Raw genomic sequence first — 20,223 nt, forward strand, 5'->3', positions numbered from 1 at the left:
CGACAGTCTGCTCTTGGCCGAATGCAGACCTTGACCAACGTCTGCACATAGCCATTCTCTGCCAATCATAGGTGGTCAAATCCGATGTAAATGGCAGGTAAGGTCGAATGCATGCCACGGGGGAAGTCCGTGCAGAACTCATCGGCCAGCTAAGCAGAAACGGGCGCTTTAAGCGCCCGAAACTCTGTCAATGTTCAACCTGCGCCTGAAGCCGTCGACCAATCACTTCCAGCAAATCACACCCATCACGCAACGGAATTACCAAAAGTTGCGCCAAGTCCGAAAGCACCACTGTGTCGCTGGCGATCTCGGATCGGAACGCGATGTTTTCCAGTACTTGAGTCACCACACGGATGCGGTAATCAGCGGTTGCGTGCAAGACGTCCAGCGGGGCTTGAGTATCGATGAGTAGAGAGGCAGGCGTGCAGTCGATGCCGGTAATGGGGATGTATCTTTGCACGGGATTGCTCCGATCAGGTTAAAGGGCTGATCCGATTCACAGGTCGCCAAACCTGATCGCCATTCTGGGGCGACGGGATGACTATAGGTTTCCCTGCGCTCGACGGACAAGGCACTGGGGTCCGAGAGCTTTGTAGGAATCGCGATAGTTTTTTGCCAGAGAGGGCCTACAGACAGAGGGGCGATCGAATCTGTCGACACTGGACAGCTGCCCTAGGGAAATTTACTGTCGCGAGCTGCATGGATCTATCGAGCCAGTACTGTGATTAAAGGAGAGGGTTATGGAGAAATGGACGCTGCACTGGCTGGAAGCCTCTGGGAGCCTGGCCGAGTTTCGCCGCGAGTTGACTGACGAATTTGATGCCGCGTACGAGGCCGTTGCTCGCCTGATGCCCCCGCCGAGGCTCGATGTTCTGATTCAGAGGCTACCGGGCGAAACCATTCCGGAAATGGGTCTGGTAGGGCGGGCGTATCGCAGTTCCATGTTTTCCATGACCCTTGATCCCGATAATCCCAATTTCCTTTCCAGCCTATGCACCGGCGCGTTGCGTCGACATGTTATTCATGAGGTTCATCATTGCCTGCGCATGGGCGGTCCTGGCTATGGTTGGACTTTGGGCGAGGCTCTGGTCAGCGAAGGGCTTGCCGGTCAATTTGTTCGGCATTTGCTCGGTAGCGATCCGGAGCCTTGGGAACGTGCCATAGCGTTGGCTGATCTTTCAAACTCACCGGTCGGACTCCAGGCTCTCGAATCAAGGTATTACGATCACAACGAGTGGTTCTTTGGTTTCGGCGACAAGCCCAAATGGCTCGGTTACGCGTTGGGTTATCAAATGGCCGGACGCTGGCTTGCGTCGCGGGGGGAGGTTGATGTTTCAACCTGGGTCAACGTACCAGCAGCAGACATCATGGCCATTGCGCTGGAGGAAGGTTTGGTGTCGGCCGAGTCTTGAACGCCTCCCGCAACCGTTCAATTACCTTGCTGATCGAAGGCCCTTGGATTGCCGGAGGTGTAGGGCTTTCGCCGAATTCACGCCAAATGAATAACGTCAGCTCTGCGCCATCGGTCAACGTCTGGGCGTTCTCTAGTGTCCCAAACGTCTCCAGCAGCCTGTACCGCGCATCTTTCCAAAACAGTTCCTCGACCCAGTCGTAAACCGGGATGAAATGGAAGTGGATGGGGTAGCGGTAATCGTGGCCGAATCGGCTGATATAAAGCCATTTTGGGTTCAGTTGTGTTTCGAGAGTGCGCTGGATGTTTGCCATCAGACCACCCAGCTCTGCGAGCGCCGCGTCCGGCAATTGTGCCAATGAGTTTACGTGAACCTTGGAACCGAGCATGAGGTAGCCGGGCAGGGCGGATGCCAAGTGGTGGTTGACGATCCAATGGGTGGTTTCATGGAGGGCGAATCGTGGTGCTAATTCCAAAATAAACTCCCTGTCATCGTTCGGTTTGGGCTTACATGCGACTAAAGCTTACATCTCGGTTTACCAGTCGATCACCTACAACATTCTTGGGACTGCTTCGCCGCCCAGCGGTGCGGTACGACGTTTCGCTAAATCTCCTCCCCACAATGGAAGAGCGGTGCAGCTAGCCTTCGAACTCCGTTTGCAGCATCGCCAAAAACGCCTCCCTGGCAGGATACCGACCGGCGTTTTCATGCCAATAAAAAAGGTTATCGATCCCCGCCAGCTCGGGAAATTCATACCCCGTCCAACCCGCCCCCTGGCGGTATTGCTCATAGATCCCCCGAGGCACCAGCGAGACCCCTGCACCTGCACTGACGCAGCCGACGATGGCGCCGTAGCTGGCGATGCTGATGATCGGCTGCGTTTGCTCATGGCGTAGCAGCCATTGCTCCAGCGCCAAGCGGTACGGACAGCCCGTGGGCCACATGAAGATCGCTTTGCCTCGCAAATCTGCCGCGCTGCGCAGTGGGCCGTGAGACTCGGAGGCGATGAGCACCAGGTCTTCGCGGTACATCACGGCTCGCTTGAGTCCAGGTCGCTCCATGTCCACCGCTACGATTACGCCATCGAGCCGGTGATGCTGGACATCGTCCAGCAGCTGAGCCCAGGTGCCCGTGCTCAGTTCCAGGGATACTTGCGGGTACTGCGCGTGGTATTTGGCCAGCAACTGGGGCAGACGCCCCGTGGCGCTGGACTCGATCGCGCCAATGCGCAACGGGCCGCTCGGCGTGCTGTCAGGGGCTATTGCGCGGCGGGCTTCTTCTGTCAGGTTCAGTATTTTTGTCGCGTACCCCACAAACACTTCACCCGCCGGGCTGACTCGCAGTCCGCGACCTTCGCGGAAGAACAACGGCGTGCCGAGCTCCCGCTCCAAGGATTTGAGGCGTGCGGTGATGTTGGACGGCACACAGTGCAGCACTTCAGCGGCACGGGCGATGCTGCCGGTGTCGCAGACCGTCTTGAGCATGCGCAGTTGGGACAGTTCCATAGCTCACCCAAAGTGAATAGTAGGTTGAGTTTAAGTCACTTGTGCTGATGTGAGGTGGTTTCGATACTTCGAGGCAAATCGGCAGACGCTCAATGGGGCAGGGACTTCTAAATGGAAACGCGTTGTGTGTCGTTCGACGGTTCCTCCAGCAAACCCGGTGCGAGAATTATCCTCGCGACGATGTTCGTGATTTTTTGCTGGGCCTATTCTCCGATTGGCATTCGCATCGGCTTGCAGGCTTACGATCCGGGTCACTTGGCGCTGATGCGGTTTCTCATCGCTTCGGTGTTCATGGCCCTGGTCGCGATGGTCAAGGGTATTTCCCGGCCGCGTCTCAGGGACCTGCCATTGCTGGCGGTGCTGGGTTTCTTCGCTGTGAGCTTGCACCACATTGCGCTCAATTACGGTCAGCGTGGTGTCAGTGCCGGGGCCGCCAGTGTGCTCGCCCAGTCCACGCCTTTGTTCAGCGCTTTACTCGCACATTTTTTCTTCAAGGACAGAGTCAGTGGTTGGCAGTGGGGGTGCGTAGTGTGCGGCTTGTTTGGCGCTGCCGTGGTCGTGGCGGGGGATCGTGGCTTGGGTGATATGAACGCCCATGGACTATTGATCCTGCTGGCGGCGCTGTCCTGGAGTCTGTATTTCTCTCTCCAGAAACGTCATGCCTATCGATACGATGGATTGACCATGGTTTGCTACACCGTCTGGTCGGGCACAGTCCTGCTATTTATTTTCGCGCCGGGCCTGCTAATTGAAGCACAACACGCTTCTGTTTCGGTGAACCTGGCGGTGCTGATATTGGGTATTTTTCCCAGCGCGCTGGCGTACCTCGCATGGGCTTACGTGCTGGCGCATAGCAATGTAAGCCGCGCCTCCATGGCGCTTTACCTGATACCGCCCACCGCGATGTTGATGGCTTCTTTGGTGCTGGCCGAGCGCCCGTCAGTGATGGTGGTGGTTGGGGCGGTTATCGTGTTGACGAGCGTGCTGGCGTTGAATCTTGAGCCGGTGAAGGGGGCAAATGCCAGCTGATTCTGTAGTGGTTGTAGGCAATGACGTCGGAGGGTTGCGAAAGGCAACTCCAGCCTGACGAACCGTTGCCATGGCGAAAACGAGAGTCGTCGGCTGACTTCACAACGGTCGTGAGGCACGGTTCTACGCGTTTCGTCTGATCCGTATTTTTCTGTTAAAGCTGCCGCTGTAATCAACCCAGTTCCCACCTCAGAATAGCCAGGCGGTTTGCCTATCAAACCGCCCGTGTAGCGCAGTTTTCTGCTCCAGGAGTGCTCATGACGAAGATGGCGATTTTTTTGGGTGGTTTTTTGGCACTGACCCTTTTGATTGGCGTGCTGGCGACGATTTCGCCGGTGTAGACACAAGCCCGCAGACAAGGTGGTCCTGTAGCAAAGGAATGCTTCAGCGGAATACTGAAGCAAACCCGGTCGCTTTTTGTGGCGAGGGGATTTATCCCCGTTGTGGGAGCAAAGCTTGCTCGCGAAGCAGGCGCCTCGGTTGCTGAAAGATTGCATCGCCTGCATCGCGGGCAAGCCTTGCTCCCACAATGAGTTCTGTGTGGATCGGGGAGCAGTTCTCAGCGCCTACCGATGCAAAATCACCTGCGCAATCTCCTGCAACCCCATCACCCGCTGTGCGGCGTTGAGTTTGATCGCTTCCTTGGGCATGCCGAAGACCACGCAGCTGGCTTCGTCCTGGGCCACGGTGCTGCTGCCGGCGTCGAGCATTTCTTTCAGGCCGCGGGCGCCGTCATCGCCCATGCCGGTCATGATGATGCCGGTGGCGTTGCGGCCGGCGAATTTGGCCACTGAGCGAAACAGCACGTCCACCGATGGGCGGTGGCGGTTGACCAGGGGGCCATCCACCACTTGTACGTGATAGAACGCGCCGCTGCGTGTCACCATCATGTGTTTGCCGCCTGGGGCGATGAGGGCCAGGCCTGGGTGGATGCGGTCGTTGTTGCGGGCTTCGCGTACTTCGATCTGGCACAGGCTGTTGAGTCGGGCGGCAAACGAGGCGGTGAATTTTTCCGGCATGTGCTGGACGATGACGATCCCTGGGCACACCCGTGGCAAGGCGGTCAGCACCGCTTCCAGGGCCTGGGTGCCGCCGGTGGACGTGCCGAGGGCGACGATGCGTTCGGTGGTCTGGGCCATGGCATGGCCGTTGGCGGCCGGCAGCATGGCGTCGGCGGTGAGTTTGGTGGCTGGGGTCAGCGGCGCTGGGGCAGGGCGTTTGCCCAGGTTTTTGACGTTGACCTGGGCGGCGGCGCGGATGGCTGATATCAACTCCGGTGCCGACTCCAGCAGGAAATTCTTCAAGCCGCTGGTGGGCTTGGTGATGATTTCCACCGCGCCGGCGGCCATGGCTTGCAAGGTGGTTTCGGCGCCCCTGGGCGTCAGGGACGAGCAGATCACCACCGGCGTGGGACGCTCGCTCATGATTTTCTTCAAGAAGGTGATGCCGTCCATGCGCGGCATCTCCACATCCAGCACGATTACGTCGGGCCACTCCCGGGCCAGTTTGTCCATGGCGAAAATCGGATCGGACGCCGCACCCATCACATGAATGTCCGGCGTGTCGCTGAGGATCGCCAGCAGTACCTGGCGAACCACGGCAGAGTCATCCACCAGCAGTACATTTATCTTTTTTGACATGGTTAATGCCGGGTCCTTATCGGTTGATGCCTGACCCACACGTCGCCGCTGCACAGGTCAAAGATGATGCTTCGGTAGCCCGTGCTGCCCATGTCCTGGGCGATCAGGTCCAGGCGGTACAGCGCGGCCATTTCCAGCGCTGCGTTGACGTTCATCCGCGCCACGTCGCCGAACGGCACCTGGCGTTGCAGCTCCGGGAACATTTCGCCGCCGCCGAACAGCTTGAGCTGGTAATCCTCGGGTTCGGTGCGATGGGCCTTTGCCTGGCGGACGAACAGTTCGATGGCTTCGTCGGCGTACATGCCGTTCAGCGCCGTGGAGCAGCGCGCCCGGCTGGGCAACATGTAATGGCACATGCCGCCGATCTTGCGCTCCGGATGCCACAGGGTGACGGCCACGCAAGAGCCGAGAATGGTGCGCAGGCGAGTCGGGCTGGTGGCGAAACGAAACTCGCCGGGCGCCAGATACACCTCGGGCATTTGCTTGAGCGCGGCGCTCATGGCTTGCGATAAATCGAAGGTGCCACCAGTTTCAACGCATCGGATACGCCGTTGAGGCTTTCGGAGTGGCTCACGATGAAATACCCGCCGGACTTGAGCCGCGGGAGCAACCTGGCGACCACTTTGCTTTTGGTGGGTTGGTCGAAATAGATCATGACGTTGCGCAGGAAGATGACATCGAACTCGCCCAGCTCCGGCAAGGTGTCGTTGAGGTTGACCTGGATGAAGTTGACCCGGCTGCGCAACGCCCGGTCGATGAGGAATGTGCCTTGCTGGCTGCCGGTGCCCTTCAGGCAATATTTCACCAGCAACGGTTGGGGCAGGGTACGGGCGCGTTCCATGGGGTAATGTCCGGAACGGGCCTTGGCCAGTACCTGGCTGCTGATGTCTGAACCGATGATTTCCCAAGGTGTGGTGCCCAGTCCTTCGGCCAGGGTCATGGCCAGGCTGTAGGGCTCTTCACCCGAGGAACTGGCGGCGCTCCACAGGCGGAAGGTTTTACCCGGCGTTGCATGGGGCAGCACATGTTCGCGCAGGAAATCGAAGTGCTTGGGCTCGCGGAAAAAGTAGGTTTCGTTGGTGGTGAGCAGGTCCAGCGCCACCTGCAATTCCTCGGTGCGCTGGCCGCTCATGATCAGCTTGAAATACTCGCCGTAACTGCCCAGTTCATAGTGCTTGAGGCGCTTGAACAACCGCCCGGCCACCAGGGCCTTCTTGGCCGGTGACAGGTTGATGCCCGCGGCTTGATACAGCCAGGCTTGAAACTGGCTGAACTCACGGTCATTGAGCGCCAATGAGTTCACAGTGCGTTCCTTGCAGGTGTCTGCGTTCATTGGTTTTCAGCTTCCAGCGCGGCAGGGCTGGCCTGGGCCAGCTGCGACATTTCATCGATGGACAGCACTCGGTCCACCTCCAGTACGATCACGAACTTGCCGTCGACCTTGGCCATGCCGCTGATGAAATCGGCGCGGATCTTCGCCCCGAAACTCGGTGGCGGTTCGATCTGCGAAGCCGGGATCTCCAGCACCGCCGACACCGTGTCCACCAGCAGGCCGATGTCCTGGGCGGGGCCGTCCTCGGTGTTGGCCTCGATGATCACCACGCACGAACGCCGGGTGATCGCCGAGTTCTGTCGGCCGAACCGGGCCGACAGGTCCACCACCGGCACGACCGCGCCGCGCAGGTTGATCACCCCGCGTACGAAGGCCGGCATCATCGGCACCACCGTCAGGTTGCCGTACTCGATGATTTCTTTGATGCACAGGATGCCGATGGCAAACATCTCCGTGCCGAGCATAAACGTCAGGTATTGCGCTTCTTCCTCAACCGCGATGGCGGCTTGACGTGTGGTCGCGATGGCGCCCATGCCTTTTCTCCTTTTAAGCGAAGCCCGTAGGGCCGGACCGTCAGAACCGGGTGAATTCGGATTCGTCTGGCGCGCTGGCCATGTTGTAGGCAAATGCCTTGGGCATCACCGCCGCGGGCGCACGGGCTGTCTTGCGACTGGACGGGCCGGGCGTGTTGTCCACCTTCAGTGGCTGGCTGGCCGATTTGGCCGGCGCGTCCAGGGTGAAGAAGCTCATGGCCTGTTGCAGCTGTTCGGCCTGGCTGCTCATTTCTTCTGCGGTGGCGGCCAATTCTTCGCTGCTGGAAGCATTCTGCTGGGTCACCTGGTTGAGCTGGGTCATGGCTGTGTTGATCTGCGCCACGCCGGCGGCCTGTTCTTCGGAAGCGGCGCTGATTTCCTGCACCAGGTCCGAGGTCTTGTTGATGGACGGGACCATTTCGTTCAGCAGGTGCCCGGCTTTCTCAGCCATGTCGACGCTGCTGGACGACAGCTCGCCGATCTCCTGGGCCGCCACCTGGCTGCGTTCAGCCAGTTTGCGCACCTCGGCGGCGACGACCGCGAAGCCTTTGCCATGCTCACCGGCGCGGGCCGCTTCGATTGCAGCGTTGAGCGCCAGCAGGTTGGTCTGGTAGGCGATGTCATCGATGATGCTGATGCGTTGGGCGATTTTCTTCATCGCCACCACGGTCTGCTGCACCGATTCACCGCCGTCGGTGGCTTCCTTGGCGGCCTTGCTGGCCATGCCGTCGGTGACCTTGGCGTTTTCGGTGTTCTGGTTGATGCTGGCGCTCATCTGTTCGATGGAGGCGCTGGTTTCTTCGACGCTGGCCGCCTGCTCGCTGGTGGCCTGGCTCATGGATTGCGCGGTGGCGCTGACTTCTTCGGAGGCGCTGGCCAGGTTGTCGGCGGCGTTGCGCACTTCACCGATGATATGGGACAGCTTGCCCACCATGTTTTGCATGGCGTTGAGCACCATGCCGGTTTCGTCCTTGGAGCCGCTTTCGATTTTCGCGTTCAGGTTGCCTTCGGCCAGTTGCTCGGCAACCAAGGCCGCCTGTTTCAGGGGGCGGGAAATGATCCGCGAAATGAACAGTGCCAGGCCCAGGCCCACCAGCAGGGCGGCAACCAGCACGGCGATGATCGACAGACGCGCATTCTCATACAGTTCCGTACCATGGGCGCTGGCCACGTCGGCCCCGGCGGCATTGAGCTCAACCAGTTTCTGCAGGTCGGCGGTCACCAGGTCGAAATGACGTTTGGATTCGCCCTTGAGCAACGTCTGGGCTTCGTTGAGCAAATTTTGTCGGGACAGTGCGAACAGGTCTTTGCTAACGGCCAGGTACGCGGCCCAGTCGCTGCGGGCAGTGTCGAACAGCTGGCGATCTTCGGCACTGGACAGCAGTTTTTCATAGGTCGCCAGACGCGTTTCGAAACCCTGCTTGGCTTCGTCCGCTTCTTTTTCGATGGCCGTGCGCTCCTGCTCGGAGTCAGCGGAAATGTGGCGATTTTCCTTGAGGCGATAGTTCGCCGCGTAGAAGCGCATGCCCGAGGCGGCGCGCATCGAAGTCATCCAGTTTTCGCGGATCTCGATGGTTGTGCCGTTGACCTCGTTGAGTTGGATAATCGAGAACACCCCCATGACGGCGGTCAACGCGAGCACCACCAGAAACGAGGTGATCAGTTTGGTGGCGATTCTAAGATCGTAGAACCATTTCATTGGGAAGTACCTCTCCATGGAATTGCTAAAGCGTCAGCGAGCAGTGGCTTGTTGTGATTGAGTCGAGGTGTAGCGGTTGTCTATTTGGGCGATCTGCGTGAGCAGCGCCGGCACGTCGAGAATCAACGCCACAGCGCCGCTGCCCAGGATCGTCGAGCCGCTGATGCCGCGCAGCGCGCCGAACAACTTGCCCAGGGGTTTGATCACGGTCTGGAATTCACCGAGCAGGTCATCCACCACCAGCCCGGCCTTGAGTTCGGCGTAGCGCACCACCACCACGTTCTGCCGGCGCGAGGCCGGGCCTTCGTGGTTGAAGTGATCGCGCAGGTACACCAGCGGCAGCACTTCTCCGCGCAGGTCGAGGTAGCCTTGTTCGCGGCTGCAAACCCCGTCGTCCTCGCTCAGCTCGATGCATTCCTGAACCATGTCCAGGGGAATGACGTACGTGGACTGGCCGATGCCCACCAGAAAGCCATTGATGATCGCCAGCGTCAGCGGCAGGCGGATGCGCACCACGGTGCCCTGGCCCGGTTGGCTGTCCAGGTCGACAGTGCCGCGCAGCAGGGTAATGTTGCGCTTGACCACATCCATGCCGACGCCACGCCCGGAAAGGTTGGTGACGGCCTGGGCGGTGGAGAAACCCGGCTCGAAGATCAGGTTGTAGATTTCCTGGTCGGTGGGGCTGGCGCCAAGGGCAACCAGGCCGCGTTCCTGGGCTTTTTCCAGGATTCGGTCACGGTTCAGGCCGGCGCCGTCGTCGGCGATTTCCAGCACGATGCTGCCTGAGTCGTGATAGGCATTGAGGTGCAGATGGCCTTTGGCCGGTTTACCGGCCGCCAGCCGCGCCTCGGCGGTTTCGATGCCGTGGTCCATGGCGTTGCGCAACAGGTGCATGAGCGGGTCACCGATTTTTTCCACCACGGTTTTATCCAGCTCGGTCTCCGCACCGCTGATAATCAGGTCAATGTCCTTGCCCAGTTCCTGGCTGACATCGCGCACCACCCGGCGGAACCGGTTGAAGGTTTCACCGATGGGGATCATGCGCAGACGCAAGGCGCCGTCGAGAATTTCTTCCACCAGGCCGGACACCGTTGAAGTTGACTCTTGCAACGAGTCGTCGTTGCAGTGGCGGGCCAGCAGGCTGGCGCCGGCGCTGGCGATGACCAGCTCGCCCACCAGGTTGATCAACTCGTCGAGCTTGTCGGCGTTGACCCGCACATAGGCGCCGTCCTTGGCCTTGCCGTCGCTGGTTGCCGGTTGCTTGTCGGGCGTGACCTGAGCGGGCATGCGCGCAGCCGAACGCTGGTCCGGCATCAGTTCGCCGGTGGTGACCATTGCCGTGTTGGGGTCAGCCTGCTCTTGAGTGGTGGCAACCAGCCCGGTGTTCGTCTGCGGCACGGGGTCATCAATGGCGACGATCTGGATCTGGCAATCTTCGCGCACGAAATCGAAGACTTCGTTGATCGCCCCGTGGCCGGCAGCCGAACTGAACTCAATGTCGAACCCCAGGTAGCAGGACTCGGCATCCCAGGTTTCGGCCGAGGGCATTACGTCGGTCAGCGTGGTGATGTGGATGATCTCACCGAGGGTTTGCAGGTAACGCAGAAATGACAGCGGGTCCATGCCGTTGCGGAACACCTCCGGGCCAAAACGCAGGGCAATATGCCAGAGGCGCGTTTCGGTGGGCGCTTGTGTGTCGCTTGCTTCGGCGGGCTTCGGGGCTTCGGCAGGCGAGGGCGCCTGATATTCCTGAAGGATCTGGCACAGCTCCATTTCCCGGGCCAGGGCCGGGGGCGCCAGTTTCGCGCCCTGGTTGGCCACCACATTGATCAGCTCCAGCATGTGATCACTGGACTTGAGCAGCACGGCGATCAGGCCGGCGTCCACTTCGACGCTGCCATTGCGCAACCGATCGAGTACGTCTTCGACGATGTGGGTGAAACTGACGATGGGTTCCAGGCCGAACAGCCCGGCCGAGCCCTTGATCGTATGGGCCGCCCGGAAGATCGCGCCGATAGCATCATCGTCGCCCGGGTCGCTTTCCAGTTGCAGCAGGGACTCTTCCATCGCCTGCAACTGTTCCCGTGCCTCGACGATGAACGTTTGTTGTGCCTGATCGAGATTGATGCTCACGCTCATATCCTTTGTCGTGTCCGACGTGTTGCGAGGTCTCTATACAACCAGGTTGCACAGGGCGAGTGTTTCCGTGACGGCCTTGCTGTGGCCCGTTATCTCCAGGCGGGTACCGGCCTTGGGAGCCTCGCGCTGGACCATCATCAGCAGTTGCAGGCCGGCGCCGTCCATTTCCGTGATCTGCGACAGATCCAGCGCCATGCGCGGCGTCGCCCCCAGGCGCGGCAGCAACTGCGCGGCGAGGTCGGCGGCGGTGTAGATCGTCAGCTCTCCGTCGATCTGCACCTGCGCGGTGTCGTCCTGTGTTTCGTACAGCAAGGGCATTTCACTCTCCGCGAATCAAGGAAGAATCAGCTTGGACACCGCCGCCAGCATCTGCGCCGGCTGGAACGGCTTGACCACCCAGGCCTTGGCACCCGCCGCCTGGCCCTCGAGTTTTTTCGACTCCTGGGATTCGGTGGTGAGCATGATGATCGGCGTGAACTTGTAGCTGGCCAGCTTCTTGACCTCCTTGACGAAGGTGATGCCGTCCATGTTCGGCATGTTCACGTCACTGATGATCAGGTGCACCTTCTGGCCATTGAGCTTGCCCAGTGCATCCTTGCCATCGCTGGCCTCGATCACGTCGTAGCCGGCACTTTTCAACGCGATGCCGACGACCTGCCGGACGCTCGCGGAGTCGTCGACAACCAATACACTTTTAGCCATGAACGGCTCTCCTAGAAGAAGGTTATTTCCTGTGAATTCTGTTGCGCGCCCGATTCGCCGTGGTGGTTGCGGCGTTGTTCTTCGGTGGCGTAAGTGGTTTCCATGCGCGCCAGCCATTGGCGGGCATCGATGGAAACGGCCTGGTCGGGCGACTGACTGGCCTGCTGCATATGCACATGCAGGTCCTCGATGTTGTCGCGCACGTGGCTGAGAATCTGGCTGACCCGATCCTGGAATTGCAGGTTGACCAGCACTTCGGTGAGCTCGTCGCGAATACCGAAGCTTTCCTGCTGCAGCAGGTCGGCCGATTCGGCCAGCCGCCCGGTGACGCTCTTGAAGCGTTCCAGCACGCGCTGGATGCTGTCCTCGGAGACGCTGACCGACTGGCTGTCCTGATCCGCGCCGCTGGAGGCGGCCTGGACCAGTTGAGTGATGGCGCTATTGATGATGTCGACCTTGGCCGACATCTGCTGGCCAGTCTCGCTGGACTTGCTCGACAGGCTGCGCACGGCGTCGGCCACCACCGCAAAACCGCGCCCGGCTTCGCCCGCACGGGCGGCTTCGATGGCGGCGTTGAGGGCCAGCAAGTTGGTTTGCGCGGCAATGGCCGCGACATCGGCGGCCATGGTTCGCAGCTCGCCGGTGTAGGCGGTGAGGTTACGCACCTGGGCCAGGGTTTCATCGCGGCTGGCCTGGGTGGCTTTCAGGGAGTCGATGACCTGGACCAGCTCACCTTCGCTTTGGGCCAGCACCTGCACGGCGCCGCCACTGCTGTTGCCGGCCAGCTCACCGGCGGCCAGTTGCGAAGCTTGCACGGTATCTTCCAGGCGTGAAGAGATGCCGGTGAAGCGATTGGTCAGCGAGACGATCGCGGTTTCGGTCTGCTGCCGGGAGCTTTCCACCTGCTTGGCCCAGATCGGCATGGCACCGAGGATGACTTCGTTGAGTTGCGCGCTGGCCTTATGGTTCAAGTGGTCGGCGGCGTGTAGCGCGTGATGGGCAATGGCGGCGGCGACGGCTCTGTCGATCTGCTGGTGCTGGGCGCGGGCAGCCCACACGCCGACCCCGGCGCCAATGGCCAGGAGCACGGCACACAACCCCAGGTTTTGTGTACTTGGGCCGTTGAGAACCAACAGGCCGACGCTCGCGATCAGGGCCACAAACAAGCTGGACCAAAGGATGCGCGGCGGAGTTTGGGAATGGGAATGACCGTGTGAATACGACGTCATGGTTCGGTCCTTGAACAGTGTTGCTAACAGGTTATTTACGAATAACTGGTTATCTGCGACCCCACCCCGGACTTTAAGACCGGTCGTCCGATTCCTGCATGGCCGAGGGCGTTGACCTGCCCAGTGAGTGGCACTGTGCTATCTGAGATTAGACGCAGTCGCTGAAATGTCGAGGCGCCCTGACGAACAGATGAGTCGCCCACAACCCCTTGCGCCTTGCTCCCACAGATTCCCTCACCACCATCCGGGAATAAGCTAAATTACCCCGCATCGGATTTTGAACCTGCCATCACGAGCCCTCATGCCCACCCAGCCTCTCTGGAAAATCTACCTTCTGTTCCTGGCCCCCATGGTCCTGTCCAATTTCCTGCAATCGATGTCCGGCACGCTCAATAGCATCTACATCGGCCAGATGCTCGGCACCCAGGCATTGGCGGCGGTATCAGGCATGTTTCCCATCCTGTTTTTCTTTATCGCGCTGGTGATTGGCCTGGGCGCGGGAGCAGGGGTGTTGATCGGGCAGGCTTACGGCGCCGGGGAAACCGGCACGGTGAAGGCGATTGCCGGTACCACGTTATTGCTGGCGGCGATCATCGGGCTGGTGGCGGCGGTGCTCGGCACCGTGTTCGCGCGCCAGGCGCTGCAGGGGCTGGGGACGCCGGCCGATGTGCTGGAGGACGCGGTGTCCTATGCCCGGGTGATGATGTGGATCCTGCCGATACTGCTGGTGTTCGTGGTGTTTACCCAGTTGCTGCGCGGGGTGAGCGATACGCTGTCGCCCATGCTGGCCTTGCTGGTGTCCACCAGCGTCGGGCTGCTGCTGACGCCGGCGCTGATTCGCGGCTGGCTGGGGCTGCCGCAGATGGGCATCGAGAGCGCGGCGCTGGCGGGGCTGGTGGGTACGGCGTCGGCCATGGTCATGCTCGCGTGGCGCCTGAACCGTCGCGAGCACGCCCTGGCGCCGGACCGGGCGTTGTTCGCGGCGATGCGCCTGGACATGGACATCCTCGGCAAGGTGCTGCGCATCGGCCTGCCCACGGGGTTGCAGATGGTGGTGATCTCACTGTCGGAGCTGGTGATCCTGGCGCTGGTCAATGGCCACGGGTCCCAGGCCACGGCCGCCTATGGCGCGGTGACGCAGATCGTCAATTACGTGCAGTTCCCGGCGTTGTCGATTGCCATCACCGCCTCGATCCTCGGCGCCCAGGCCATCGGTGCCGGGCGTCTGGAGCGTCTGGGGCCGATCCTGCGCACCGGCCTGTTGATCAACGTCTGGCTCACCGGTGGGCTGGTGGTCTTGGGATATCTGTTGTCTCACTGGCTGCTGGGGCTGTTCATCACCGACCCGGCGGCGCGAATCCAGGCCGAACATCTGCTGCACATCATGCTCTGGAGCCTGCTGGTCTTCGGCTTCCAGGCGGTGGTCGGCGGCATCATGCGCGCCAGCGGCACGGTGCTGATGCCGGTGGCGATTTCGATCTTCTGCATCGTCGGCGTTCAGCTGCCAGTGGCCTACCTGCTGGACGCGCAGTTCGGCCTGCAAGGGGTATGGATGGCGTTTCCGGTGGCTTACTTGAGCATGCTGGTGTTGCAGACCCTGTACTACAAGATGGTCTGGCAGCATCAGCGGATTGAGCGGTTGGTGTAGCTCTGCGCTTTCTGACACAACAAAAAACCTGTGGGAGCGAGCCTGCTCGCGATAGCGTCGGCACATTCGGCATCGATGCGCGCTGACTCACCGCCATCGCGAGCAGGCTCGCTCCCACAGGGATTCGGTGCCTGGCGATGTTACAGTGGCCGGCATTCTCCTACCGCCATCACCGAGGATTTCGATGTCTGCCCGCCCGCCCTCCAGTGTTTCCTATCGCGCCTTCCTCTTCGACATGGACGGCACGCTGCTCAATTCCATCGCCGCGGCCGAGCGGATCTGGACGCGCTGGGCCCTTCGTCACGGTGTGGAGGTGGCGAGCTTTCTGCCGACCATCCACGGCGTGCGCGCCATCGACACCATTGCCCGCCAGCGCCTGCCAGGGGTAGATGCCCTGGCCGAGGCCGAGCAGATTACCCGCGAGGAAATCGAAGACGTGGAAGGTGTGGTGCCGGTGCCCGGTGCTGCAGCATTTCTCAACAGCCTGCCGCCCCTGCAGTGGGCCATCGTCACCTCGGCGCCCATGGCGCTGGCCTTGCGGCGCATGGAAGCGGCCGGCATTCCACGTCCGGCGGTGATGGTCACCGCCGAGGATGTGAGCGACGGCAAACCCAATCCGGCCTGTTATCGACTGGCAGCGGAGCGCTTGCAAGTCGCCCCCCAGGACTGCCTGGTGTTCGAGGATGCCGAAGCGGGTATCAAGGCCGGCGAGGCGGCGGGAGCGGATGTGTGGGTGGTGACGGCGACGCATACGCATCCGGTGGCCACCCCCCATCCGCTGATCAAGGATTACCGTGGGCTTGGCCTTGAGGTGGATGAGGCCGGACGGATGCGACTGAACCCGACGCTGTGATCGCAGCAGACCCCCTGTGGGAGCGAGCCTGCTCGCGATAGCGTCGGCACATTCAGCATTGATGCAATCTGATCCGCCGCCATCGCGAGCAGGCTCGCTCCCACAGTTGGATCTGTGGTGATCGTTGAACCGGTCAGGTCACCACGCGATAGCACGGTTCATACGCCGCGCCGCCCGGCAGTTTCATGCGGTGCTGGGCGACGAAGGCCTGGAGCAGCCGGTCGAGGGGTTCCATGATGGCGGCATCGCCGTGGATCTCGTAAGGACCGTGTTCTTCGATCAGGCGGATACCCTTGTCCTTGACGTTACCGGCCACGATCCCCGAGAACGCCCGGCGCAAGTTGGCGGCCAGTTCGTGGGCGGGCAGGTCGCGCCTCAGGCCCAGGCTGGCCATGTTGGCGTGGGTCGGGTCGAACGGGCGCTGGAAGCCTTCGTCGATTTTCAGCAACCAGTTGAAGTGGAAAGCGTCGTTGCGTTCGCGGCGGAACTGTTTGACCGCCTTGAGCCCTTGGGTCATCTGCCGAGCCACTTCGGCCGGGTCGTCGATGATGATCTGGTAGTGCTTCTGCGCAGCCTCGCCCAGGGTCGCACCGACAAAGGCATGCAGTTGATCAAGGTACGGCGCGGCGCTCTTGGGCCCGGTCAGAACAACCGGGAAGGGCAGGTCCTGGTTGGCCGGGTGCATCAGGATACCCAGCAAGTAGAGGAACTCTTCCGCCGTACCGGCGCCGCCCGGGAAGATGATGATGCCGTGGCCCACGCGCACGAAAGCTTCCAGGCGCTTCTCGATGTCCGGCAGGATCACCAGCTCATTGACGATCGGGTTCGGCGCTTCGGCGGCGATGATGCCAGGCTCCGTCAGCCCCAGGTAACGGCCGCCGTGGATACGCTGTTTGGCGTGGGCGATGGTGGCGCCTTTCATCGGGCCTTTCATCACGCCCGGGCCGCAGCCGGTGCAGATGTCCAGGCTGCGCAGGCCCAGTTCGTGGCCGACTTTCTTGGTGTATTTGTATTCTTCGGTGTTGATCGAGTGGCCGCCCCAGCACACGACGATTTTTGGCTCCACCCCAGGGCGCAATGTGCGGGCGTTGCGCAGCAGGTGGAAGACGTAGTCGCTGATGCCCTGGGAGGAGCTGAGGTCGATGCGCTGGCTGTCCAGTTCGTTCTCGGTGTAGACGATGTCGCGCAGGGCGCTGAACAGCATCTCGCGGGTGCTGGCGATCATTTCGCCATCGACGAAGGCGTCGGCCGGGGCGTTCAGCAGTTCCAGGCGTACGCCGCGGTCTTGCTGGTGAATACGGATCTCGAAGTCTTTGTAGGCTTCCAGGATGGTCTTGGCGTTATCGACATGGGCGCCGGTGTTGAGAATGGCCAGGGCGCACTGGCGGAAGAGGGTATAGATACTGCCGGAACCGGCTTCACTCAGTTGCTGGACTTCGCGCTGGGACAAAGTCTCCAGGCTGCCCTTCGGGCTGACCGAGGCGTTGATTACATGTCTTTGATTCATTCAGCTTTCCTTGAAAACGATGCCGTACTCACAACGACGGCATCTTGAAAAAAACGTCCACGCAGAAAGATCGCACGATCCTTGCGGTATCGCCATGGACTTTGATCCGGATCCTTCGGGTCGGTTGCAACACAAAATGAGCTCCAGCATAGCTAAATCCACCGGGCAGGCGATAATGCGGGACTTTTTTTACCCCGCACAAGGAAATTGCACCGCGATGTTCGAGCTCAAGCCGTGGGACGCCGAAGTCTACCGACGCCAGACCCGACGCAGTACCCTCATCGTCGCCGTGACGTTCCTGGCACTGGCGATGCTGTTGTCCAGCCTTTCGGTGATGCTGTTCGGCACACCCGGGGGGGATAATTTTCGCTTCAATCTCGGCGGGGTGATTGCCGCGGTGTTGGTGATGGTCGCCTTGATGCGTCTGTATTTCTGGTCGCAGCCGTGGATGGCCGCGGCGGTGTACGGCTGGCAGCTCAAGCGCAGCCTGATGAGCATCACCAATGTGATGCACCAGGTGAAGGCCGGTGTGCAGGCCCAGGACGTGGCGGCCATGAAGCTGCTACGGTTTTATCATCTGGGATTGACGCAGATGCATCAACTGGACGCCAACTCCAGCGCCCAGGGCTCACTCGCCCGAGAGGCTGATGAGCATCTGACAAGGATGCAGGCGCTCAATCTCGACAGCGAGCAAGCTCGGCTGGACCCGATCTGGATCGACATGGTGAAAAAGGCTTATAGCGGACGCTGATCGACGCCTCAGGGCAATGACAGATTAAGCGCCGGAGCGCAGCAGGCGTGCGCCCCAGCGATTTTCCAGGTTACGATTTTCTGCCCGCGCCTTGGTTGCGGTCAGTTCCTTTGCGGCCCGCCTCAGTGCCTTTCTGACGATCACTTGCAACGTTACCGCCCGACGCATGGCCGCCTTTCTTGCCGGCTTCCGATGCTTTTTCCCGATCATTTGCGAAGTTGCCTTGGTTTTTGTTTCCACTACTGGCCATTTCGAGCATCCTCATTTTGGTTACGCGAGCAACGAGCCTCGCATAATTTGTGAAAGGAAATGGCCGGCAAAAGTTTAATGAAAACACTTCGTCAGATGACGAACGGCACGCACTGACCGCACGGGGTCACTGGTCCTCGCCACCACTGATTTTCCAATGCTTGGCATCCACCGGGAAAACCACTTGCTCGACCCGGTGCGCGATGCCGAAGGCCAAAGAGTTTTCGGCCGGGATGACCCGTTCTTCGGCGCAAAGACATTTGAAAATGTCCAACTGAGTGGCGGCGCCGGCGGTTTCCTTGACGTAGATTTCCACGTACCGCGCCACGTCGTTGTCCAGGCTGGACAGGTATTCCCGCAAACGCGAGTGATCCACCGACTTCTGGCCGAAATACCAGTTCATCGGGTGAATCAGAAAACGCGAGTGAGGCGTGGTGGTGCGGTCGCTGGCGGCCAAGTACATGATGATGCCCATGGACTCGATATTGCCGGCATTCACGGCACGCACCGGCACCGGAAGGGATTTGATGAAGGTGTAGAGGGTAAAGCCGAAGTTGGTACTGCCACCGATCGTCGAGAGATTGAGCATCAGTGAGTCGGCGCCTTTTTCAATGGCATCCAGGCAGTTGTCCCGGAAGCGCTCGGTCGTTCCCTGATCGATCTGGCAATGAAAATGGACAATGTGTTCGGACATTTCAAACTCCTGTCGACTTCCCGTTGAACGGTCTGCGCAGTGGTGGCGCCGTACAGTTGGGAGTTCGCAGGTGCGCGGATGTTCCTCGTCTGAGGCCGGATGTTGGCGTTCGCGCAGGTGTGGTTCGCCGGGTTCAGCACGCTTCGGCAGTTTGGGCCATGCGTTGCAGGAACATCGCCAGCGCGGCTTCCTCCTCGCTGAGGCCTTTGCGGACCCGGGGGTTGGGCAGCTCCCTCAGCGAACCCAGCAGGAAACCCTCCACCACGGCGGGATGGATGTAGCATTTACGACAGACGGAGGGGGTATTGCCCAGTTGCCGGGCAACCTGCCTGACCATCTCGGCGAGGTGTTTTTTTGCCTCGCTCTCGGTTTCCCAGCACAGCAGTCGCAGCCCCGCCAGAGCCGCCGCGCTGCCGGCCCAGGTGCGGTAGTCCTTGGCGGTGAAGTCCGCGCCGGTGAGGCTCTTGAGGTAGGCGTTGATATCGGACGAGCTGACGGAGTGGCGTTCGCCGTTGTCGTCCAGGTACTGGAACAGGTTCTGCCCTGGAATCTCCTGGCAACGCTTGATGATCCGCGCCAGACGCCGGTCTTTCACGGTGATCTGGTGTTCGACGCCGCTCTTGCCACGGAATTGGAAGGCAATTGCGCTGCCGTTGACCTCCACATGCTTGCTGCGCAGGGTGGTCAGGCCGTAGGAGCGGTTGTCCCGGGCATACTGGGTGTTGCCGACCCGGATCAGGGTGATGTCCAGCAACGTGATAACCGTGGCCATGACCTTGTCGCGGCTGAATCCGGGCGTGGCCAGGATCTGCTCCAGGCGTTTGCGCAAGCGCGGCAGGGTACGGCCGAACTCCAGCATTCGGGAGTATTTGTCGGCATCGCGCACTTCCCGCCAGCGCGGGTGATAGCGGTACTGCTTACGCCCACGAGCGTCCCGACCGGTGGCCTGGAGATGGCCGCGCGGGTCGGTGCAGATCCATACATCGGTGTAGGCCGGCGGTACGGCCAAGGCGTTGATGCGCTGGATTTCGGCCGCATCGGTGATCCGCTGGCCCTGAGGATCGAAATAGCAGAACTTGCCCCGCAACTTTTTGCGGGAGATACCAGGGGCGGTGTCATCGACATAATGCAGATCGGCCGGCAGCGCATCCGGCGGCAGGGTGTCGGGCATGAAAGAATCCTTGGCAGCAAATCCGGGGCCTGTGATCGATTGACCGCAGCCCATTGTGGTCGTGCCAAGTTTCTGAGGTGGCCCGCAACACCCACGAATCAGGGTTGGACCGCCAGACCTGTGGGAGCG

21 protein-coding genes are annotated in these 20,223 nt (G+C 60.7%); 5 read left to right on the forward strand and 16 right to left on the reverse strand.

Features of this window, described 5'->3' with window-relative positions:
* Positions 1 to 187: 187 nt before the first annotated feature.
* Positions 188 to 460, reverse strand: a complete 273-nt coding sequence (locus T3A99_RS13845) for a hypothetical protein (protein ID WP_047227669.1) — start codon at positions 458 to 460, stop codon at positions 188 to 190.
* Positions 461 to 740: 280 nt separating this feature from the next.
* Between T3A99_RS13845 and T3A99_RS13850 the strand changes: the two genes are divergently transcribed.
* Complete coding sequence (locus T3A99_RS13850; RefSeq protein ID WP_322834480.1) at positions 741 to 1,412, forward strand: DUF2268 domain-containing putative Zn-dependent protease; 672 nt, start codon at positions 741 to 743, stop codon at positions 1,410 to 1,412.
* Here the strand turns inward: T3A99_RS13850 and T3A99_RS13855 are convergent.
* Entirely contained in the window at positions 1,366 to 1,887 is a 522-nt protein-coding gene (locus tag T3A99_RS13855; protein WP_322834481.1) for an HIT family protein, read from the reverse strand. The genes T3A99_RS13850 and T3A99_RS13855 overlap by 47 nt on opposite strands.
* 163 nt (positions 1,888 to 2,050) lie before the next feature.
* Positions 2,051 to 2,917, reverse strand: a complete 867-nt coding sequence (locus T3A99_RS13860) for a LysR substrate-binding domain-containing protein (protein ID WP_322834482.1) — start codon at positions 2,915 to 2,917, stop codon at positions 2,051 to 2,053.
* Between the two features lie 111 nt (positions 2,918 to 3,028).
* Here T3A99_RS13860 and T3A99_RS13865 point away from each other — a divergent pair, with 111 nt between their 5' ends.
* Complete coding sequence (locus tag T3A99_RS13865) at positions 3,029 to 3,946, forward strand: DMT family transporter (RefSeq protein ID WP_322834483.1); 918 nt, start codon at positions 3,029 to 3,031, stop codon at positions 3,944 to 3,946.
* A 566-nt stretch (positions 3,947 to 4,512) separates the two neighbouring features.
* On the opposite strand, the gene T3A99_RS13870 is transcribed toward T3A99_RS13865, so the two are convergent.
* Genes T3A99_RS13870 through T3A99_RS13910 form a run of 9 tightly spaced genes read right to left on the reverse strand, consistent with a single transcriptional unit; the run spans position 4,513 to position 13,221 of the window.
* Entirely contained in the window at positions 4,513 to 5,586 is a 1,074-nt protein-coding gene (locus tag T3A99_RS13870; RefSeq protein ID WP_160892863.1) for a protein-glutamate methylesterase/protein-glutamine glutaminase, read from the reverse strand.
* A gap of 2 nt (positions 5,587 to 5,588) precedes the next feature.
* Complete coding sequence (gene cheD / locus T3A99_RS13875; RefSeq protein WP_047227663.1) at positions 5,589 to 6,086, reverse strand: chemoreceptor glutamine deamidase CheD; 498 nt, start codon at positions 6,084 to 6,086, stop codon at positions 5,589 to 5,591.
* Positions 6,083 to 6,919: a CheR family methyltransferase gene (locus T3A99_RS13880; protein ID WP_047227662.1), complete on the reverse strand. Its 837-nt coding sequence runs from the start codon at positions 6,917 to 6,919 to the stop codon at positions 6,083 to 6,085. Before T3A99_RS13880 ends, cheD begins: the two co-directional genes overlap by 4 nt.
* Positions 6,916 to 7,452 (reverse strand): chemotaxis protein CheW, encoded by a 537-nt coding sequence (locus T3A99_RS13885; RefSeq protein ID WP_047227661.1) that lies wholly within the window; start codon positions 7,450 to 7,452, stop codon positions 6,916 to 6,918. The genes T3A99_RS13880 and T3A99_RS13885 overlap by 4 nt, the downstream gene beginning before the upstream one ends.
* 40 nt (positions 7,453 to 7,492) lie before the next feature.
* Entirely contained in the window at positions 7,493 to 9,151 is a 1,659-nt protein-coding gene (locus tag T3A99_RS13890; protein ID WP_047227660.1) for a methyl-accepting chemotaxis protein, read from the reverse strand.
* A gap of 33 nt (positions 9,152 to 9,184) precedes the next feature.
* On the reverse strand, positions 9,185 to 11,284 hold the full coding sequence (locus tag T3A99_RS13895) for a chemotaxis protein CheA (protein ID WP_274091200.1): 2,100 nt from the start codon (positions 11,282 to 11,284) through the stop codon (positions 9,185 to 9,187).
* Positions 11,285 to 11,323: 39 nt separating this feature from the next.
* A complete protein-coding gene (locus T3A99_RS13900) occupies positions 11,324 to 11,608 on the reverse strand; it encodes an STAS domain-containing protein (RefSeq protein ID WP_047227659.1) in 285 nt (94 codons plus the stop codon).
* Between the two features lie 15 nt (positions 11,609 to 11,623).
* Positions 11,624 to 11,992, reverse strand: a complete 369-nt coding sequence (locus T3A99_RS13905; RefSeq protein WP_047227658.1) for a response regulator — start codon at positions 11,990 to 11,992, stop codon at positions 11,624 to 11,626.
* Positions 11,993 to 12,003: 11 nt separating this feature from the next.
* Positions 12,004 to 13,221: a methyl-accepting chemotaxis protein gene (locus tag T3A99_RS13910; protein ID WP_047227657.1), complete on the reverse strand. Its 1,218-nt coding sequence runs from the start codon at positions 13,219 to 13,221 to the stop codon at positions 12,004 to 12,006.
* Positions 13,222 to 13,522: 301 nt separating this feature from the next.
* On the opposite strand from T3A99_RS13910, the gene T3A99_RS13915 reads away from it, so the two are divergent.
* Both T3A99_RS13915 and T3A99_RS13920 read left to right on the forward strand, forming a co-directional pair.
* Entirely contained in the window at positions 13,523 to 14,869 is a 1,347-nt protein-coding gene (locus T3A99_RS13915) for an MATE family efflux transporter (protein ID WP_047227656.1), read from the forward strand.
* Positions 14,870 to 15,053: 184 nt separating this feature from the next.
* Complete coding sequence (locus T3A99_RS13920; RefSeq protein WP_139050591.1) at positions 15,054 to 15,722, forward strand: HAD family hydrolase; 669 nt, start codon at positions 15,054 to 15,056, stop codon at positions 15,720 to 15,722.
* Positions 15,723 to 15,855: 133 nt separating this feature from the next.
* Here the strand turns inward: T3A99_RS13920 and ppnN are convergent, their stop codons facing one another.
* Positions 15,856 to 17,229: a nucleotide 5'-monophosphate nucleosidase PpnN gene (gene ppnN / locus T3A99_RS13925; RefSeq protein ID WP_047227654.1), complete on the reverse strand. Its 1,374-nt coding sequence runs from the start codon at positions 17,227 to 17,229 to the stop codon at positions 15,856 to 15,858.
* 217 nt (positions 17,230 to 17,446) lie between these two features.
* Between ppnN and T3A99_RS13930 the strand changes: the two genes are divergently transcribed.
* On the forward strand, positions 17,447 to 17,980 hold the full coding sequence (locus T3A99_RS13930) for a DUF3087 family protein (RefSeq protein ID WP_160892857.1): 534 nt from the start codon (positions 17,447 to 17,449) through the stop codon (positions 17,978 to 17,980).
* A gap of 70 nt (positions 17,981 to 18,050) precedes the next feature.
* Here the strand turns inward: T3A99_RS13930 and T3A99_RS13935 are convergent, their stop codons facing one another.
* From T3A99_RS13935 to T3A99_RS13945, 3 genes are all read right to left on the reverse strand, one after another.
* Positions 18,051 to 18,230: a general stress protein gene (locus tag T3A99_RS13935; protein WP_047227652.1), complete on the reverse strand. Its 180-nt coding sequence runs from the start codon at positions 18,228 to 18,230 to the stop codon at positions 18,051 to 18,053.
* 126 nt (positions 18,231 to 18,356) lie between these two features.
* Positions 18,357 to 18,923, reverse strand: coding sequence for an ATP-dependent Clp protease proteolytic subunit (locus T3A99_RS13940; protein ID WP_047227651.1), 567 nt, complete (start codon positions 18,921 to 18,923; stop codon positions 18,357 to 18,359).
* A 133-nt stretch (positions 18,924 to 19,056) separates the two neighbouring features.
* A complete protein-coding gene (locus tag T3A99_RS13945; protein ID WP_322834484.1) occupies positions 19,057 to 20,094 on the reverse strand; it encodes a DNA topoisomerase IB in 1,038 nt (345 codons plus the stop codon).
* Positions 20,095 to 20,223 lie beyond the last annotated feature (129 nt).

The organism is Pseudomonas sp. N-137 (assembly GCF_034555295.1).
Classification (GTDB): domain Bacteria; phylum Pseudomonadota; class Gammaproteobacteria; order Pseudomonadales; family Pseudomonadaceae; genus Aquipseudomonas; species Aquipseudomonas rhizophila.